The sequence below is a fragment of the Bacillus sp. z60-11 genome, assembly GCF_046464135.1.
Classification (GTDB): Bacteria; Bacillota; Bacilli; order Bacillales; family Bacillaceae; genus Bacillus; species Bacillus sonorensis_A.
On the sequence record NZ_JBIYSN010000001.1, the window covers coordinates 505,109 to 520,358 of the forward strand.

General features: G+C 45.9%; 14 protein-coding genes and 2 riboswitches. Of the genes, 8 read left to right on the forward strand and 6 right to left on the reverse strand.

Annotated elements, in window-relative coordinates; genetic code table 11:
* Positions 1 to 6 precede the first annotated feature (6 nt).
* Positions 7 to 207, reverse strand: a complete 201-nt coding sequence (locus tag ACINLD_RS02680; protein ID WP_026586697.1) for an alpha/beta-type small acid-soluble spore protein — start codon at positions 205 to 207, stop codon at positions 7 to 9.
* 127 nt (positions 208 to 334) lie between these two features.
* Positions 335 to 1,054: a DUF1836 domain-containing protein gene (locus ACINLD_RS02685; RefSeq protein WP_026586698.1), complete on the reverse strand. Its 720-nt coding sequence runs from the start codon at positions 1,052 to 1,054 to the stop codon at positions 335 to 337.
* A 145-nt stretch (positions 1,055 to 1,199) separates the two neighbouring features.
* Here ACINLD_RS02685 and htpX point away from each other — a divergent pair, with 145 nt between their 5' ends.
* From htpX to ACINLD_RS02710, 5 genes are all read left to right on the forward strand, one after another.
* Positions 1,200 to 2,093 carry a protease HtpX gene (htpX, locus tag ACINLD_RS02690; RefSeq protein WP_026586699.1) on the forward strand — a complete coding sequence of 298 codons (894 nt, stop codon included), beginning with the start codon at positions 1,200 to 1,202 and terminating at the stop codon, positions 2,091 to 2,093.
* A gap of 158 nt (positions 2,094 to 2,251) precedes the next feature.
* Positions 2,252 to 3,601 carry a TrkH family potassium uptake protein gene (locus tag ACINLD_RS02695; protein WP_026586700.1) on the forward strand — a complete coding sequence of 450 codons (1,350 nt, stop codon included), beginning with the start codon at positions 2,252 to 2,254 and terminating at the stop codon, positions 3,599 to 3,601.
* Positions 3,602 to 3,712: 111 nt separating this feature from the next.
* Positions 3,713 to 5,710 (forward strand): penicillin-binding transpeptidase domain-containing protein, encoded by a 1,998-nt coding sequence (locus ACINLD_RS02700; protein ID WP_409444735.1) that lies wholly within the window; start codon positions 3,713 to 3,715, stop codon positions 5,708 to 5,710.
* A gap of 102 nt (positions 5,711 to 5,812) precedes the next feature.
* On the forward strand, positions 5,813 to 5,974 hold the full coding sequence (locus tag ACINLD_RS02705; protein ID WP_164470268.1) for a hypothetical protein: 162 nt from the start codon (positions 5,813 to 5,815) through the stop codon (positions 5,972 to 5,974).
* Positions 5,971 to 6,162, forward strand: coding sequence for a hypothetical protein (locus ACINLD_RS02710; protein ID WP_077736955.1), 192 nt, complete (start codon positions 5,971 to 5,973; stop codon positions 6,160 to 6,162). Before ACINLD_RS02705 ends, ACINLD_RS02710 begins: the two co-directional genes overlap by 4 nt.
* 40 nt (positions 6,163 to 6,202) lie before the next feature.
* Here the strand turns inward: ACINLD_RS02710 and ACINLD_RS02715 are convergent, their stop codons facing one another.
* On the reverse strand, positions 6,203 to 7,228 hold the full coding sequence (locus ACINLD_RS02715) for an acyltransferase family protein (protein WP_026586702.1): 1,026 nt from the start codon (positions 7,226 to 7,228) through the stop codon (positions 6,203 to 6,205).
* Positions 7,229 to 7,512: 284 nt separating this feature from the next.
* On the opposite strand from ACINLD_RS02715, the gene ACINLD_RS02720 reads away from it, so the two are divergent.
* Positions 7,513 to 9,723, forward strand: a complete 2,211-nt coding sequence (locus tag ACINLD_RS02720) for a PAS domain-containing sensor histidine kinase (RefSeq protein WP_026586703.1) — start codon at positions 7,513 to 7,515, stop codon at positions 9,721 to 9,723.
* A gap of 4 nt (positions 9,724 to 9,727) precedes the next feature.
* On the forward strand, positions 9,728 to 10,225 hold the full coding sequence (locus ACINLD_RS02725) for a methylated-DNA--[protein]-cysteine S-methyltransferase (RefSeq protein WP_077736954.1): 498 nt from the start codon (positions 9,728 to 9,730) through the stop codon (positions 10,223 to 10,225).
* A gap of 209 nt (positions 10,226 to 10,434) precedes the next feature.
* Here ACINLD_RS02725 and mtnA read toward each other — a convergent pair whose 3' ends face one another.
* From mtnA to ACINLD_RS02740, 3 genes are all read right to left on the reverse strand, one after another.
* Complete coding sequence (gene mtnA / locus ACINLD_RS02730; RefSeq protein WP_026586705.1) at positions 10,435 to 11,496, reverse strand: S-methyl-5-thioribose-1-phosphate isomerase; 1,062 nt, start codon at positions 11,494 to 11,496, stop codon at positions 10,435 to 10,437.
* A gap of 12 nt (positions 11,497 to 11,508) precedes the next feature.
* Positions 11,509 to 12,696: an S-methyl-5-thioribose kinase gene (gene mtnK / locus ACINLD_RS02735; protein WP_277692707.1), complete on the reverse strand. Its 1,188-nt coding sequence runs from the start codon at positions 12,694 to 12,696 to the stop codon at positions 11,509 to 11,511.
* A gap of 83 nt (positions 12,697 to 12,779) precedes the next feature.
* Positions 12,780 to 12,923: riboswitch (SAM riboswitch) on the reverse strand.
* Positions 12,924 to 13,005: 82 nt separating this feature from the next.
* Complete coding sequence (locus tag ACINLD_RS02740; RefSeq protein WP_409444734.1) at positions 13,006 to 13,785, reverse strand: carbon-nitrogen family hydrolase; 780 nt, start codon at positions 13,783 to 13,785, stop codon at positions 13,006 to 13,008.
* A gap of 94 nt (positions 13,786 to 13,879) precedes the next feature.
* Here ACINLD_RS02740 and ACINLD_RS02745 point away from each other — a divergent pair, with 94 nt between their 5' ends.
* Positions 13,880 to 15,070 (forward strand): pyridoxal phosphate-dependent aminotransferase, encoded by a 1,191-nt coding sequence (locus ACINLD_RS02745; protein ID WP_026586708.1) that lies wholly within the window; start codon positions 13,880 to 13,882, stop codon positions 15,068 to 15,070.
* A gap of 50 nt (positions 15,071 to 15,120) precedes the next feature.
* Positions 15,121 to 15,220, forward strand: a riboswitch (SAM riboswitch).
* Positions 15,221 to 15,250: the final 30 nt, after the last annotated feature.

Here is a 15,250-nt window from a genome sequence, read left to right on the forward strand (position 1 = left end):
GGTGATTTATTTGTTGTCAGTTTGTCCATTTAGCTGAGATTGTGCCTGCTGTACGAGACGTTTTGTCATTTCCCCGCCTACAGATCCATTCGAGCGAGCGGCTGAATCCGATCCGAGCTGGACGCCAAATTCTTGAGCAATTTCATTTTTGAATTGGTCTAAGACCTGCTCTGCCCCGGGAACAACCAGTTTGTTGGTTCTTACCATGAAGTTTCAACTCCTTTTTCTAATGTACTGCTTGTTTAGTTTGAAATGGACAGATGTTTTTTATGCTGGCAATTGTTGCGTACGATAAAAACGCCTGGCTTTCATGAAGCCAGGCATGTCTTAAAACTCATTTCATGTCATATTTGCTGAAAACGTTATCGATCATGATTTGCGCCGTTGCCTGAATATGAGAGGCAAGAACGGAAAGCACGGTGACCGCTGTGATGTCTTTGGCTTTTTTCCACTCGGCGTCGGGAAGGTCTTGATAAAAGTTCCGGAGATGCTCTGTCTGCTGCATGACGGTCGTTTCCAGAGCCGATTCTTTCAGCGTATAATCTTTGATCCGGTTGACCTGTTCAAGCACCCGCCCATAGCCTTCATAAAAGCGAAGGGGGCTGACAACATCGTCGGAACGATCCGTTATCGTATTGAACACCGTTTTTAAAATTGGACGAATCGTTTCAAAGTCATAAACTGATTTTAAGTCTCGTACAATAAGAAGGATAACGGCTTGGTCGATCGAATACTTTTTCCCGAGCTCAGGATGACCCATCAAATCTTTGATGTCCCGTTTGATCCAGTTTTGGATGGCTGTCGATTTTAAAGAAGTCAGCTCACACAAGTTGCCGAGCTCCACGATTTCATTTGTGGAAAGCCCATGCTCTGTTTTTTGCTTTTTCCGTTCATAGCGGGTGATGAACTCGGGGATGTCGAGCTCGCTTTCGGCTTCTTTCATCGCCATATCGGCTGATTTCAATAAAATGGTCAGCGGGCTGACATCGAGCTGTCCTTTTAATGCATGCATCAGTTTGGCCATTTCCAGTCGAGTCAATCTAAAAGGTTTCATATTACACCTCATTATGTATGTATTAAAAATAAAATAGACAATATTATAAACATTATCTTACGGCTTATCACTTGCATTTTCAAATGAATGTCTTATAATTTTATTATACAAGTTCATTTGATCTTATTATAACATGGAGGTTATTATGGCAAAAAGAATCCTTCTTTTTCTTTTATCGAACATTCTGGTCATTACGACAATCGGAATCGTCTTGTCCATTATCGGGTCATTAACAGGTGTCGGAACGTATTTCACCGCCGGCGGCGGCATTGATATTGTCGCGCTTCTCGTATTTAGTGCGGTTGTCGGTTTTGTCGGTTCCTTTATGTCGCTTCTAATGTCCAAGTGGATGGCGAAAATGGCGATGGGCGTTCAGGTGCTCAATCCTGAGAAACAAACGCTCTCGTATGAAGAGCAGCAATTGGTGGACCGTGTTCACAAACTGGCTCGCGCCGCTGGATTGACCAAAATGCCTGAAGTCGGGATTTACAATTCCCGTGAAGTGAATGCATTTGCGACAGGGCCGTCTAAAAACCGCTCGCTTGTCGCCGTATCAACCGGCTTACTTCAGGAAATGGACGATGCTGCTGTTGAAGGCGTGCTTGCCCATGAAGTCGCGCATATCGCAAACGGCGATATGGTGACGATGACCCTGCTTCAAGGAATCGTCAACACGTTTGTCGTCTTCTTTGCGCGGATCGCCGCTTGGGCGGTTTCTCGGTTCGTCCGCGAAGAGCTTGCACCGATCGTTCACTTTATCGCAGTCATCATTTTCCAAATTGTCTTCTCGATTCTCGGCAGCCTTGTCGTTTTCGCATATTCGCGGCACCGCGAATATCATGCAGACAGAGGCGGAGCAGACCTTGCCGGAAAGGACAAGATGATCCATGCCCTGCGTTCCCTTGAGCAGTATACATCGAGAATCAAAGAAGAACAGGCTTCTGTCGCTACATTAAAAATCAACGGGAAAAAGCATACATCACTGTTTTCCACACACCCTGATTTACATGAAAGAATTCGTCGTTTGGAAGCCAAATAATATAGGTCTTACAGCCCCCCTTTTTAATGGGGGCTGTTTTTTAAATTCAAAAAAACAAATCCGTCTGTACATTGGACCATGTTTCCTTTAAAATGGTACACGTTATACACAAGCGATCACATACACTGACTAGTGAATCGAGAAAAGAAGGAACGATTATGAAGGTTTTACTAAGGAAACTTTTGCGCGTGCTGTCGCCAGTACAGCTGATTGCGCTCTATTATTTTTTGGCGGTTACAGTATCGGTTATTTTGCTGAGTCTTCCCGTTGCACACCAAAAGGATGTGGAATGGTCTTTTATCGACGCGCTTTTCACCGCGGTCAGCGCTGTGAGTGTGACAGGCTTGACGGTGGTCGATACCGCTGATACATTCAGCACGGCGGGGATATGGATTTTGGCGTTCGTTTTGCAGTTTGGCGGTATCGGGATTATGACGCTGGGGACTTTTGTCTGGCTGATATTTGGAAAGCGGATCGGCTTAAAAGAGCGGCGCCTGATCATGACCGATCAAAACCAGACGAATTTATCGGGGCTTGTCAAGATGATGAAGCATGTACTCGGGTTGATCCTGATCATCGAATGTTTTGGCGGACTGATACTCGGCACTTATTTTCTCAAGTATTTTGACTCTGCCGGTGAAGCCTATATACAAGGATTTTTTACCAGTGTCAGCGCGACAACCAACGCTGGATTTGATATTACAGGCAATTCGCTGATCCCGTTTCAGCACGACTATTTTGTCCAGTTTATCGTTATCATGCTGCTGATCCTGGGTGCGATCGGATTTCCCGTCCTGATCGAAGTGAAGGATTTTCTGTTGAGCAAAGAACGGACATTTTCCTTCAGCCTGTTTACAAAATTGACCTCGGTGACATTTTTTCTTTTGGTTGTTGGAGGAACGATTGCCATATTTGTAATGGAAGCGCGCTTTGCATTTGCAGGAAAATCGTGGCATGAAATGTTATTTTACTCGCTGTTTCAATCGACGACGACACGAAGCGGCGGTCTCGCTACAATAGACATCAGCCAGTTTCAGGATACGACGATATTGTTTATGTGCCTGCTCATGTTTATCGGCGCTTCGCCAAGCTCAGTCGGCGGAGGCATCCGCACGACAACCTTTGCTTTAAATTTGCTGGCGTTGTTCCATTTTGCCAGGGGGAATAAGTCGGTAAAGATTTTTAAGAGGGAATTGCATCAGTTTGATTTAATGAAATCATTGATTGTGACGCTGATGGCAGTCATCCTCGTTTTCTGTTCCACACTCATTCTGTCGGCGACGGAGAATCATACGTATCTTGAACTCTTGTTTGAAGTATGTTCAGCATTCGGAACAACCGGATTATCGCTTGGCATTACACCTGATTTGAGCACTATCGGCAAAAGCGTCATCATCATTTTGATGTTTATCGGACGCATCGGCATTGTGACGCTTCTTTATTTAATCGGAAGAAAAGAAATTGAAGCGAATTACCATTATCCGAAAGAAAGAATTATCATCGGATAGAAAAGACAGTCTTAAGCGGCTGTCTTTTTTTATGATCGTAAAGTCGGTCACTGTATATATATGTATGATATAATGCTTAAATGGCGGACTTGAAAAAAAGGGGGAAACACGATGAAAAAGCGAATCGTCCATTTGTTTATCGCCGCCGGATTTCTATTGCTCGCCGGAGCTTGTTCAAACGAACCGACGGCAAAAGAAAGCATGGATCAATATGTAAACAAATGGAACAAACAAAATTTTGAACAGATGTATGATCAGCTGTCGACTAAAGCACAAAAATCAATTTCCAAAAATGAGTTCATCAAACGGAATCAGTCGATTTACGAACAGATCGGAGTTTCTGATTTGAAGGTTTCAACAGTTGATGAAGATGAAAAAGATGAAGACAAAAAAGATTCGGAAACGATTCCCTATAAAGTCAGTATGAATACTTTGGCCGGACCAGTTTCTTTTGAAGGAAAAGCAAAGCTTGTAAAGGAAGAAAAAGACGGCAAAACATCATGGAAGATCAACTGGAACCCGTCGTTTATTTTTTCTCAGCTGAAAGAAGGAGAAACCGTCCGGATTACCGCAAAAGCACCGGTGCGGGGCAGCATTTACGACCGAAATGGAAAAGCGCTCGCCACAAACACGACAGTGCCTGAAATCGGCGTCGTTCCCGGACAGCTTGGAGAAGATAAAGAAGCGGTCTTGAAAAAGCTTGCAAAAATGCTTGATATGGAAATGAAAGACATTGAAAAACAGCTTTCTGCAAGCTGGGTGAAAGATGATTCATTTGTCCCTCTCAAAAAAGTAAAGCCAGACAATACCGACCTGCTGAAAAAAGCGACCTCTTTACCGGGTGTATTGAAGCAGGACACTCAATCCAGGTATTATCCTTATGGGGAAAAAGCCGCTCATCTAACAGGGTACATAAGGCCGATTACCGAAGAGGAATTAAAGCAGGATAAAGAAAACTACAGTGAACATTCGATGATTGGAATCGTCGGTCTCGAACATGTCTATGAAAAGCAGCTGAGAGGGGAAATCGGCTGGACGATTTCGATACCTGAATCAGGTGCAACGGTCGCTTCAAAGGATTCCAAGGATGGAACGGATATCCATACAACGATTGATATCAAAAAGCAGGAAGAGCTGTACAGCCAATTAAAGGACGATTCCGGTGCAGCGGTGGCGCTGAATCCGCAGACCGGGGAAACATTGGCGCTTGTCAGCGCGCCTTCCTATGACCCGAATGGATTTTTGTTCGGCTGGAAAAAGGGAGAATGGGAAAAGCTGAACAAAGACAAAGAGGCGCCATTCACTTCCAAATATAATAAGACGTATGCACCAGGGTCAACCATCAAACCGATAACCGCATCCATCGGCCTGAAAAACGGAGCGATTAAAACGGATGAGGCGAAAAAAATCGTCGGGAAAGAATGGCAGAAAGATTCGTCATGGGGCGGCTATAAAGTGACAAGGGTGTCCGATCAATTGAGCGAAGTCAACCTGGAAAACGCGCTGATCACTTCAGACAACATCTACTTCGCGCAGACCGCTCTTGATACCGGAAGCGACAAATTTACCGAAGGATTGAAATCATTCGGCTTTGAAGAAAAGCTTGATTATGAGTTCCCGACAAAAGCTTCCTCGATATCAAACGAAGGAATCGATTCCGAGATCCTTCTGGCCGATTCCGGCTATGGCCAGGGACAGATGCTCATGTCTCCGATACACCTCGCCGCAAGCTATACGCCGTTTTTAAATAACGGGGATTTGATCAAGCCTTACCTCATCAAAAAGGATGGAGATGAGAAGGAAATCTGGCACAAAAACGTTGTCCCGGCAGACGGAGCAGAGACGATTACAAAAGGTCTCAGAGGCGTTGTTGAAGATCCGCGCGGCTCAGCATATAAACCGGTTGTAAAAGGTCTTTCAATCGCAGGGAAAACCGGAACTGCGGAGCTGAAAACGAAAAAAGACGAAAAAGGCAAAGAAAACGGCTGGTTTACAGCCTATGACTATAAAAATAAAGACCTGTTAATTACGATGATGATCCAGGATGTTTCAGACCGCGGGGGCAGTTCATACGTCGTCAATAAAGTCAAAAATGTCTTCAAAAAATAAGCGCCGTTTATCGGCGTTTATTTTTTTCCGGTAAATGGATGTGTGGTCTGTCTGTTTTAGGAAAGGATATCGAATGAGAAGACAAAAGAAAGGAATGTCATGATGAAGAGAAAAGTTGCCAGAAATGAAGCCGCTCTTAACAATAAGACACCTGCAGAAAGCATGCATGACCATCAATACATCACACAGTTTGATGCCGAAAACGGGGACAGAGGCGCCAACCGCAATTCGAAAAACGGCAAGCAGGGAGAGTCGCGGCAGTGAAGAAGCATCTGAAAAGCGGGGAGCGGCAAAATCATAAAAAACCGATGAACAAAGAAGTGCTTCAGGAAGAGTTTTCCGGTGAACTCGGCGATATCAACGCCTATAAATGGATAGATGTCACCGAACATAATAAAAAAAAGAAGGACGATAAAGCTGACGCTCAAAAGGAACAGCGCCAAAAGGATTAAAAAAACTCCCCTCCGCGGATTGTTAGGAGGGGAGTTTCGTTTATTTGATATAAGCTTTATATCCGCCGTCTTTTTTAAGCCAGCGCATTAAATTCGTCATTCTCAATTCGATGACCGGCTGAGCCAGCGTTTTCACAAAGCCGCTCGATAAGCAGAAGGTCAAGATGGCGGTTGCGATTATCAAAACGGTCAGGCTCTGATAGTCGGCCAGCCATTCTTCTGCACCGGTATTTCTGAATGTTTTGATGATGAAGCCGTGCAGCAGGTAAACGTAAAATGTCCGCGTTCCCCAAAGGGTGAAGAAGTACCGCCTTTCAGGGACAAGCGCCAGAAAGGCAAATGTCGAGGCAAATGTTAATACAAGCAGCGCCACGCGGTTCAGTCCGCTCTTCATCCCGACAGCGCCGAATTCTGAATACGGTTTGGAGCCGAACAGCCATGAATAATCAAAATCAGCGAAAAAATAGAAAACAAACGTTGCCGTCAACACGATGAGAGCAGCTTGTTTGCCTCTCCAGCCTGTCAGCATTTTAAAATGGTCTTTTTGTAAATAATAGCCCGCCAAAAAGACCGGGAAGAAGACAAATGTCCGCGACAGGCTGAGCGTGTTGCTGACAATATCGACATATCCGACAAGAACGGAGATCAGAAAGCTTGCGGCAAACGCCCATTTTGCCGGAATTTTTGTGAAAGGAAACAGCAGAAGGTTCCAAAAAAACAAGCTCAATAAAAACCAAAGCGACCACTGCGGTTCAAACGGATTTGCGGCAGACAGGCTTTGATCATCGATAAAAGAATAGAAAACCGTATAAATGCCTTGAAAAATCAAATAAGGGACAATCAATTTCCAAGCGATTTTTTTGACATATCCGGGCCGATTGAACCCTTTTGCAAAGTAGCCGGATATGAGGATAAAAGCCGGCATATGAAACGTGTAAATAAATTTATATATATGAAGAAACACATCATTATCATTGATATAAGAGCGGATTATATGTCCGAATACGACAAGGAAAATCAAAAGGAATTTTGCATTATCAAAATAACTGTCACGTGAATTCGTCATAACATCACCCTTTTTTAAGCTTTTTTTGCGAGTCTAAAAAAGCGCGCTGACAACGCCTTCTACAAGTATTGCCCCGCTTATTCAATTCTAAAATAGAAAGCCGGTTGTTCTCTATGTATTAAGCCTCATTGTTAGGACGATGTCATTAAAAAGTAAGGAACTTTTTGATCGTCATCTTTCTGTAAAACGGGTGGAAAGCTTGTAAAAGTTTGAAACATATGAAGGAAGATGTGCCGGTTTGTAGAATTAATGGAGGATAGGTGTTCAGGGAAGGAGTGTAGCTAATGGAGGAGACTCTTGATTTGGAAGAATCCTTGAATCTGAAAAAACAGCTGGAGAAATTTCGAAAAGAAAACGAAAAGCTAAAAGCGGATTTGCACCAGTATGAGCTGTTGTTTAACGGAACGCTTGACGCCATTTTTATTTTAGATCGGCAGATGAACATCGTTCAGGCGAACGATGCGGCCTGCAACATCCTGCAAAGCAAAAAAAAGAATTTGCTGAACCGCCCGGCGCTCGATTTTGTTCACGCTGTACCGCCTGATGAATTAAATCAGAACATCAGCCGTTTTTTGGAGCGGGGATATGCGAAAAAAGAGGTCGCGATCAGACTTGATAACGGCTCCGTCAAATACATAGAGTTTACTGCCAGTAAAGGAATCGGTGAAGACTGTTTTTTTGTAGTCATGAGGGACATTTCCTCAAAAAAGATCCTTGAACGTGAACGCACGATCAATGAAAAGCTATTTAAAGATTTATTTCACAGGGCGGTCGAAGGGATCGTCATTTTTGATAAACAAGGCTGTTTTATCGATGCCAACCATTCTTTCTGCCAAAGCTTTGAGATCAAAAAAGACGAGCTTTCCAAATTGCGGCTCTCACAGTTCGTCTCCACGGAAAACAGCGGCAGGCTCGAGAAAATCTGGAGCGCCCTTTTTCGCAAAGGAAAAGCAAAAGGAGAGCTGCCGGTCCGGCTCAGATCAGGGGAAAACAGGCTGTTTGAACTGACGATCACATCGAATATTTTAAACGGCTTTTATATGTCGATTATGAGGGACATTACCGAAAAACGCTCGATGGAAAAACAGTTGTTCAAAAGTGAAGAACGGTTTAGGGAAGTGTTTGAAAATGCGATGGACGCCATTGTCCTTATGGGTACTGACGGGCGGGTCGTCAAGGCGAATCAGTCGGCATGCAAGATCTTTGAAGTGCCGATGGATGAGCTGATCAACAAAAAAATGACCGATTTTGTTGATAAAAATGATAAGCGCTATCATTCCATTATGAAACGGTACAGTGAAAAAGGAGAAATCCGGGAAGAGCTTCTGTTTCGCATGGGCAACGGACAATATAAGGAACTCGAGTTTACGGCGAAGCGCATCATGTTTAACAGCCAGCACCTCACCATCCTAAGAAATGTGAGCGACCGGAAGCGGATGGAGAAAGAATTGCGGGAAAGCGAGCTCAAATTCAGAAAAGTATTCAACGGTTCAATGGACGGGATTGTCCTTTTCAATAATCAGTATGAGATTATTGACGCGAATCCCCTGGCCGGAAAGATCCTCGGCCTCCCCCTTGACGAGCTGAAAACAGCGAGCCTTCTTGACGTCATTTCCGCCTACAGAATAGAAAATGCAGCCTCTCCCGCAGCAGCGATCTCCTTTGAGGAAATGGACAATGATATTCCGTTTCTGTTAACCGATCAAAAACGAATTTTGGAGTTTTCATTTAAGCGCAACATTATCCAAAACATGAATTTGGCAATGCTCAGAGATGTGACTGAACGGAGGGAGCTGGAAGAACGGCTGCGCAAATCGGATACGCTTCATGTGGTGGGAGAGCTTGCGGCAGGAATCGCCCACGAAATCCGCAATCCAATGACGGCTTTAAAAGGGTTTATCCAATTGCTGAAAGGCAGCATCAAAGAGGATCACTCGCTCTATTTTAATGTGATCACCTCTGAATTAAAGCGGATTGAATCAATTATTACGGAATTTTTGATTCTGGCAAAGCCGCAGGCGATCATGTACGAAGAAAAAAATGTCGTCAAAATTATGCAGGATACAATGGATCTTCTGCATGCGCAGGCCAACTTGGACAATGTGCAGATGCACCTCACCTGTGACGGCCGAATTCCGCTGATTTACTGCGAGCCGAATCAGCTGAAACAGGTTTTTATCAACATTTTGAAAAATGCGATCGAAGTAATGCCGGACGGCGGCAATGTCTATGTGTCGATCAAGCCGAAGGGGAACGATCATATCCTCATATCGCTTGCCGACGAAGGGATCGGCATGACGGAAGACAAATTGAAGCGGCTTGGCGAGCCTTTTTATACAACAAAAGAACGGGGCACTGGACTTGGCCTGATGGTCAGCTATAAAATTATTGAAGAACACAAAGGAAAAATTGAGGTCGAAAGTGAGGAGGGAAAAGGCACGACCTTTCACCTGACACTTCCGATCAGACAACAGCATGAGGAGGAGGCTTTATAACATCGTGAGTTTTTATATTGAGTTCAGTTCGCCCTTTGGACAAGCATATATCGTCGAGGAGAACGGCCGCATTACACATGTGCTTTTGAATCAGGAGGAATTGGAGAATCTGCGGGAAAAAGATGCAGAGCTCATGCCCAAAAAAACGCCGCTATTGCTGGATGCGAAGCGTCAGCTTGAAGAATATTTCCGGGGCGAGCGCCAAACCTTTTCACTGCCGATCGATCAGGAGGGGACGGTTTTTCAGAAAAAAGTGTGGAAAGCGCTGGAGTCCATTCCTTACGGTGAAGCACGAAGCTACCACGATATTGCCTGTGCCATCGGAAATCCGAAAGCCGTCCGGGCAATCGGCCAAGCAAACAAAAAAAACGCGCTGCCGATTTTGATTCCCTGCCACCGCGTCATTGGAAAAAACAAGACGCTGACAGGGTATGCGGGAAATGAAACAGATAAAAAAGCGGTGTTGCTTGAGCTCGAGAATATTCCTTATAAAGGAAAATAATGCAAGCGCGCCGTTGCTTTTTTTTGTCGGCGACATATAATTTTATTAAGCTAAAAATGTTGGTCTTGGTAAAAAAGGAGGACGAATCAATGAAAACAAACCGCCCGCAAAAAATTGTCGGCTACACCGAATTGTTCGTCAAACTGCATGTCCTGACAAAAGAACAAAAAAAAGACATTATGAAATTCATCAAAATCCGCTAAAGCTGCCTACACGTTAGCTTTAGCGGAAAAAAGCGCTTCGATTTCTTCTGTATAATGGCCTGTGATGATCCCTTTTTCTGTAATGATCCCCGAGATCAGATGATTCGGAGTGATATCGAAAGCCGGATTGAACACAGGCACCTCCTGCGGCGCGATCCGTGTCCCTGCGATCTGTCTGACTTCATCTGGATCGCGTTCCTCAATCGGAATGGCGTCTCCGCACGAAATCGAAATATCAAAAGTTGACAGGGGAGCGGCAACGAAAAACGGAATTTGAAAGGCATTGGCGAGTATCGCCAGCCCATAGGTTCCGATTTTATTGGCTGTGTCTCCGTTTTTTGCGATCCGGTCTGCTCCGACAATGACAGCAGAAATGTTTTTTTCTTTCATCGTATGTGCGGCCATGCTGTCGGTGATCAGCGTGACGTCGATCCCGCCCTGCATGAGTTCCCATGCCGTCAGGCGCGCGCCCTGTAAGACGGGCCTCGTCTCACAGGCGTAAATATGAAGGTCAAGATCTTTTGTTTTGGCCAGATAAAACGGGGCAAGAGCCGTTCCGTATCTGCTTGTCGCGATCGATCCGGCGTTGCAGATCGTCATGATATTGTCACCGGATTTAAACAGCTGCAAAGCATTTTGCCCGATCTGCCGGCATGTTTCCTCATCTTCAATCTGAATCTGAATCGCTTCATGGATGAGATCGGTTTTTGCTTCATTCACAGACCGGGCGCCTTCAGCGCTTTTCATCAGCCTGTTTAAGGCCCATGATAAATTGACGGCTGTTGGTCTCGCGCCGTTTAACACATTTTTGATTTCGGCAAGCTTTCTTTGGAATTCGGAAACATCCGCCGTTTCGATTTGTTGGGCGCAAAGCGCAAGCCCGAACGCCGCTGTGATGCCGATGGCCGGAGCTCCCCGCACCTTCAGCGACCGGATCGCATCATAGATGTCTTCCTGTGTCGTCAAATTGAGATATTCCGTTTTCTCGGGCAGCTTTTGCTGATTTAAAATTTTTACCGATGTTTCTGTCCACTCCACAGAGCGGGGAACTGCAAATTGTTCTGGCATGTTAGTCACTCCCTAAAGCAAGCTCTGAAACGCTTCAATGATATCTTTAGGCGTCCGGAAACTGCTGCGTTTTTCAATTAATGCCGCGCCTGTTCTCAATGCGAGCGTTTTTTGCCGGATCTGTCTGTCAAATGGGGCGATCGTATCCAGATCGGCGACATGGGCAAGCCCGATCGTCCGGCGTATCAGTTCGCAGCCGGCGAAGCCGGCGGCGTCCTCCAGCGCTTGTTTCAGTGTTGCTTCCAGTCGTCCGGGCGCGTGTTTGTACTGATCAAGGCTGTCTTTTTCCCATGCTTCGCTGAATGTGCGGCTGAATGTGTTCCATACGGTTTCAACATGGCTGTACAGCGGGCCGCGTCTGTTTTCTTCGCGGGCCAAAGCATTTAAAAACAGATTGGCGATAAACTGGCCGATATCAAAACCGATCGGACCGTAACATGCAAATTCAGGATCGATGACTTTCGTTTCGGCATCACCGGCAAAAATGCTTCCGGTATGCAAATCGCCGTGAATGAGCGTTTCCGACGAGGTTATAAAACGCTTTTTCAGCTTTGCCGCTTCAAGCTTCAAGGCACCATTGCCCCATAACTTCTCCGCTTCACCGCGCAGCTCTTCCTCAAAATCATTTGTTTCATTGTCGAAGAATGGATCTGTGAAAACAAGGTTTTCTGTAATGTCGCATAAATCAGGATTGATAAACTGCTTGCACAAACGCTCTTTTACTTTTGGATCCAATGCATAGTCAGACGAGTAAAATAGCGTTTTTCCGAGAAATTCACCGATATCCTCTGACAAATGCGGATAATCGTACCCTTCGATCAGTCCTTTTCTGGCGATTGTCAAATGGGACAGATCCTCCAGCACGGTGACGGCCAGCTCTGTATCCGAGTAATACACTTTGGGCACAAGGTGTGGTGCGTGCTCAGCCTGCCGGATCAGTGCGCTGCTTTCAATTCTCGCCCTGTCCAATGACAGCGGCCAGCTTTCGCCGACGACTTTCGCATACGGAACGGCCTGCTTGATGATCAAGCCTTTCTTTTGCTCCTGATCATACACGCGGAAGACGAGGTTCAGGTTGCCGTCGCCGATTTCCCGGCATGTCAAAGTGCTTTTGCTTGAAAAAAGTCCGAGCCGGACGGCGAGCGCGGCCGCAGAGCTTTCTGTCAGGATTTCGTAGGTTGCGGTTTTCGTTACGGTCATTTTAAAATTCCCCCTCAAAGTCGTTAACAAAATAAAAAGCCTCTTTCTCATCGAGAGAAAGAGGCTGATCGTCGCGCACGCCTCTCTTATCTCTCAGAATGCAAATCTGATGGAATTAGCACCGTGCCCTAGCGGCGCAAAATGCTCGCGCCCCATTTCACAATGGTATTACGGTCGGTTGCTGTTGGGATCATAAGGCCAGTCCTTCACCCAACTCTCGATAAGAGAAATCAATATAAAATTTTGAAATTTCAGTTCGGTCAGTTGCTGAACATGTTACCAGTATCATTGATTATTTGTCAATACTTTTTAATATAAATCTTTGCGGATGTCTTCAAAAACCGGAATGTGCCCTCTCGTTTTTTCGATGTCCTTAAGATCGATTTCGGCGCTGATGACCGTTTCTTCGTGTCCTGCTTCTGCAAGAACCCGTCCGAGCGGATCGATGATCATGCTGTGGCCGGCAAATTCGTTTTCCGGATTTTTCCCCGAACAGTTGCAGGCGGCGATAAAACATTGGTTTTCAATAGCTCTCGCGATTAGAAGGCTCCGCCAATGATCAAGCCTCGGCCGGGGCCATTCCGCCGCCACGAAGAGGATGCCCGCTCCTTTTGAGGTGTGTTTTCTGATCCATTCCGGAAAACGGATGTCATAGCAGATGACACCGGCGGCAGGTGTGCCTTCAATCTCAAAGCCGCCGTCGGCGGAACCGGCGGATAAATAGAGATGCTCATCCATCAGCTGAAAAAGGTGGACTTTGCTGTATTCTTTGATCAATTGCCCGTGTCTGTCCGCGATATACATCGTATTGTATACGCCGTCCTTTTTCTTGACGGCGACTGATCCGCACACAATATGGACATGGTTGGCCTTTGCCGTTTTCCTGAGCCATGCTTTCGTTTGTTCGCCTTCATCGTCGCCGATTTCATCGAGTTTTTTTAAATCATAGCCTGTCGTCCAAAGCTCGGGGAGAACGAGGATATCCGCATGCCGGCTTTCCGCTTCGATCAGCCGCTCCGCTTTTTTGAGATTTTCCGAAGGATTGCCGTATGCGATATCGAATTGCAGGCAGGAAATCGTCCGCTTCACTCTTATTCACCTCATTTTTTGCTTTACAATTTACCTTTAACAATATATGATGATGGACTATCATTTCAAGAATTTTTCAAAGCGGGTGAAAAAAATGAAATTTGAGTTTTCTGATGTGCTGAAACAGCTTCCGGAACAATTTTTTGCATCACTGGTCAAAAAGGTGAATGAAAAGATGGCAGCGGGTCATGATGTCATCAATCTCGGCCAGGGAAACCCTGATCAGCCGACACCGGATCATATTGTTGAAGCGATGGCAAAAGCCGTGCATCATCCTGAAAATCATCGCTATTCTTCCTTTCGCGGGAGCCGCAAGCTGAAAGAGGCGGCAGCCGAATTTTATCAAAGGGAGTATGGTGTTTCCCTTGATCCTGAGCGGGAAGTTGCCGTATTGTTCGGCGGAAAAGCGGGCCTTGTAGAGCTGCCGCAATGCCTGTTAAATCCGGGGGATACCGTGCTCGTTCCCGACCCGGGATATCCGGATTACTGGTCGGGTGTTGAGCTGGCCAAAGCGAAGATGGAAACGATGCCGCTTACCGCGGACAATCATTTTCTGCCCGACTACAGCGACATTCCCTCTGAGCTAAAAGAAAAAGCGAAGCTGATGTATTTGAACTATCCGAACAACCCGACCGGAGCTCAGGCCACACCGGCGTTTTTTGCAGAAACCGTCGGGTTTGCCAAAGCGCACGGCATTTGTGTCGTTCATGATTTTGCCTACGGGGCGATCGGCTATGACGGCCAAAAGCCGGTGAGCTTTCTGCAAACAGACGGCGCTAAGGAAGCCGGGATCGAAATTTATACGCTGTCCAAAACCTACAATATGGCGGGATGGAGAGTCGGATTTGCGGTCGGAAACGCCTCTGTGATCGAAGCGCTGAATCTCTACCAGGACCATATGTATGTCAGCCTTTTTAAAGCGGTGCAGGATGCAGCCGCCGTCGCGCTTCTCGCAGATCAAAGCTGTGTGAACGTGCAAAATGAACGATATGAAAAACGGCGGAACGTCTGGATCAAGGCTGTCCGGGATATCGGCTGGGACGCCCCGTTTCCGGAAGGCTCCTTTTTTGCCTGGATGCCCGTCCCCGAAGGCTTTACATCTGAAGAATTTTCGGATTTGCTGCTGGAGAAGGCTAATGTCGCGACAGCGCCGGGCATCGGATTCGGTCCGCATGGTGAAGGCTATGTACGAGTCGGTCTTCTTACAAGTGAGGAACGCTTGCGTGAAGCGGCAAGCAGGATCGCCAGGCTGAACATTTTCAAAAAATCGGCAGTCCCTCATTGACAACTAAGGAAAACGGTGGGATAATTCAAAATAATTTATAAAAATCAATATTCTTATCAAGAGCAGGTGGAGGGACGAGCCCGATGAAGCCCGGCAACCGACTTTTTAAGCACGGTGCTAATTCTTGCAGCTGGCGCTGAGAGATAAGGATTCGAAGTGAGAAACGAAACCTCTTTTTAG

What these genes read in the sequence shown, in the direction of transcription:
- ACINLD_RS02695 (WP_026586700.1), top strand. Translation starts at nt 2,252, where the DNA reads ATGAAGGTTTTACTAAGGAAACTTTTGCGCGTGCTGTCGCCAGTACAG.
- htpX (WP_026586699.1), top strand. Translation starts at nt 1,200, where the DNA reads ATGGCAAAAAGAATCCTTCTTTTTCTTTTATCGAACATTCTGGTCATT.
- ACINLD_RS02685 (WP_026586698.1), bottom strand. Translation starts at nt 1,054, where the DNA reads ATGAAACCTTTTAGATTGACTCGACTGGAAATGGCCAAACTGATGCAT.
- mtnA (WP_026586705.1), bottom strand. Translation starts at nt 11,496, where the DNA reads ATGCCAGAACAATTTGCAGTTCCCCGCTCTGTGGAGTGGACAGAAACA.
- ACINLD_RS02705 (WP_164470268.1), top strand. Translation starts at nt 5,813, where the DNA reads ATGAAGAGAAAAGTTGCCAGAAATGAAGCCGCTCTTAACAATAAGACA.
- ACINLD_RS02700 (WP_409444735.1), top strand. Translation starts at nt 3,713, where the DNA reads ATGAAAAAGCGAATCGTCCATTTGTTTATCGCCGCCGGATTTCTATTG.
- ACINLD_RS02680 (WP_026586697.1), bottom strand. Translation starts at nt 207, where the DNA reads ATGGTAAGAACCAACAAACTGGTTGTTCCCGGGGCAGAGCAGGTCTTA.
- ACINLD_RS02720 (WP_026586703.1), top strand. Translation starts at nt 7,513, where the DNA reads ATGGAGGAGACTCTTGATTTGGAAGAATCCTTGAATCTGAAAAAACAG.
- ACINLD_RS02715 (WP_026586702.1), bottom strand. Translation starts at nt 7,228, where the DNA reads ATGACGAATTCACGTGACAGTTATTTTGATAATGCAAAATTCCTTTTG.
- ACINLD_RS02745 (WP_026586708.1), top strand. Translation starts at nt 13,880, where the DNA reads ATGAAATTTGAGTTTTCTGATGTGCTGAAACAGCTTCCGGAACAATTT.
- mtnK (WP_277692707.1), bottom strand. Translation starts at nt 12,696, where the DNA reads ATGACCGTAACGAAAACCGCAACCTACGAAATCCTGACAGAAAGCTCT.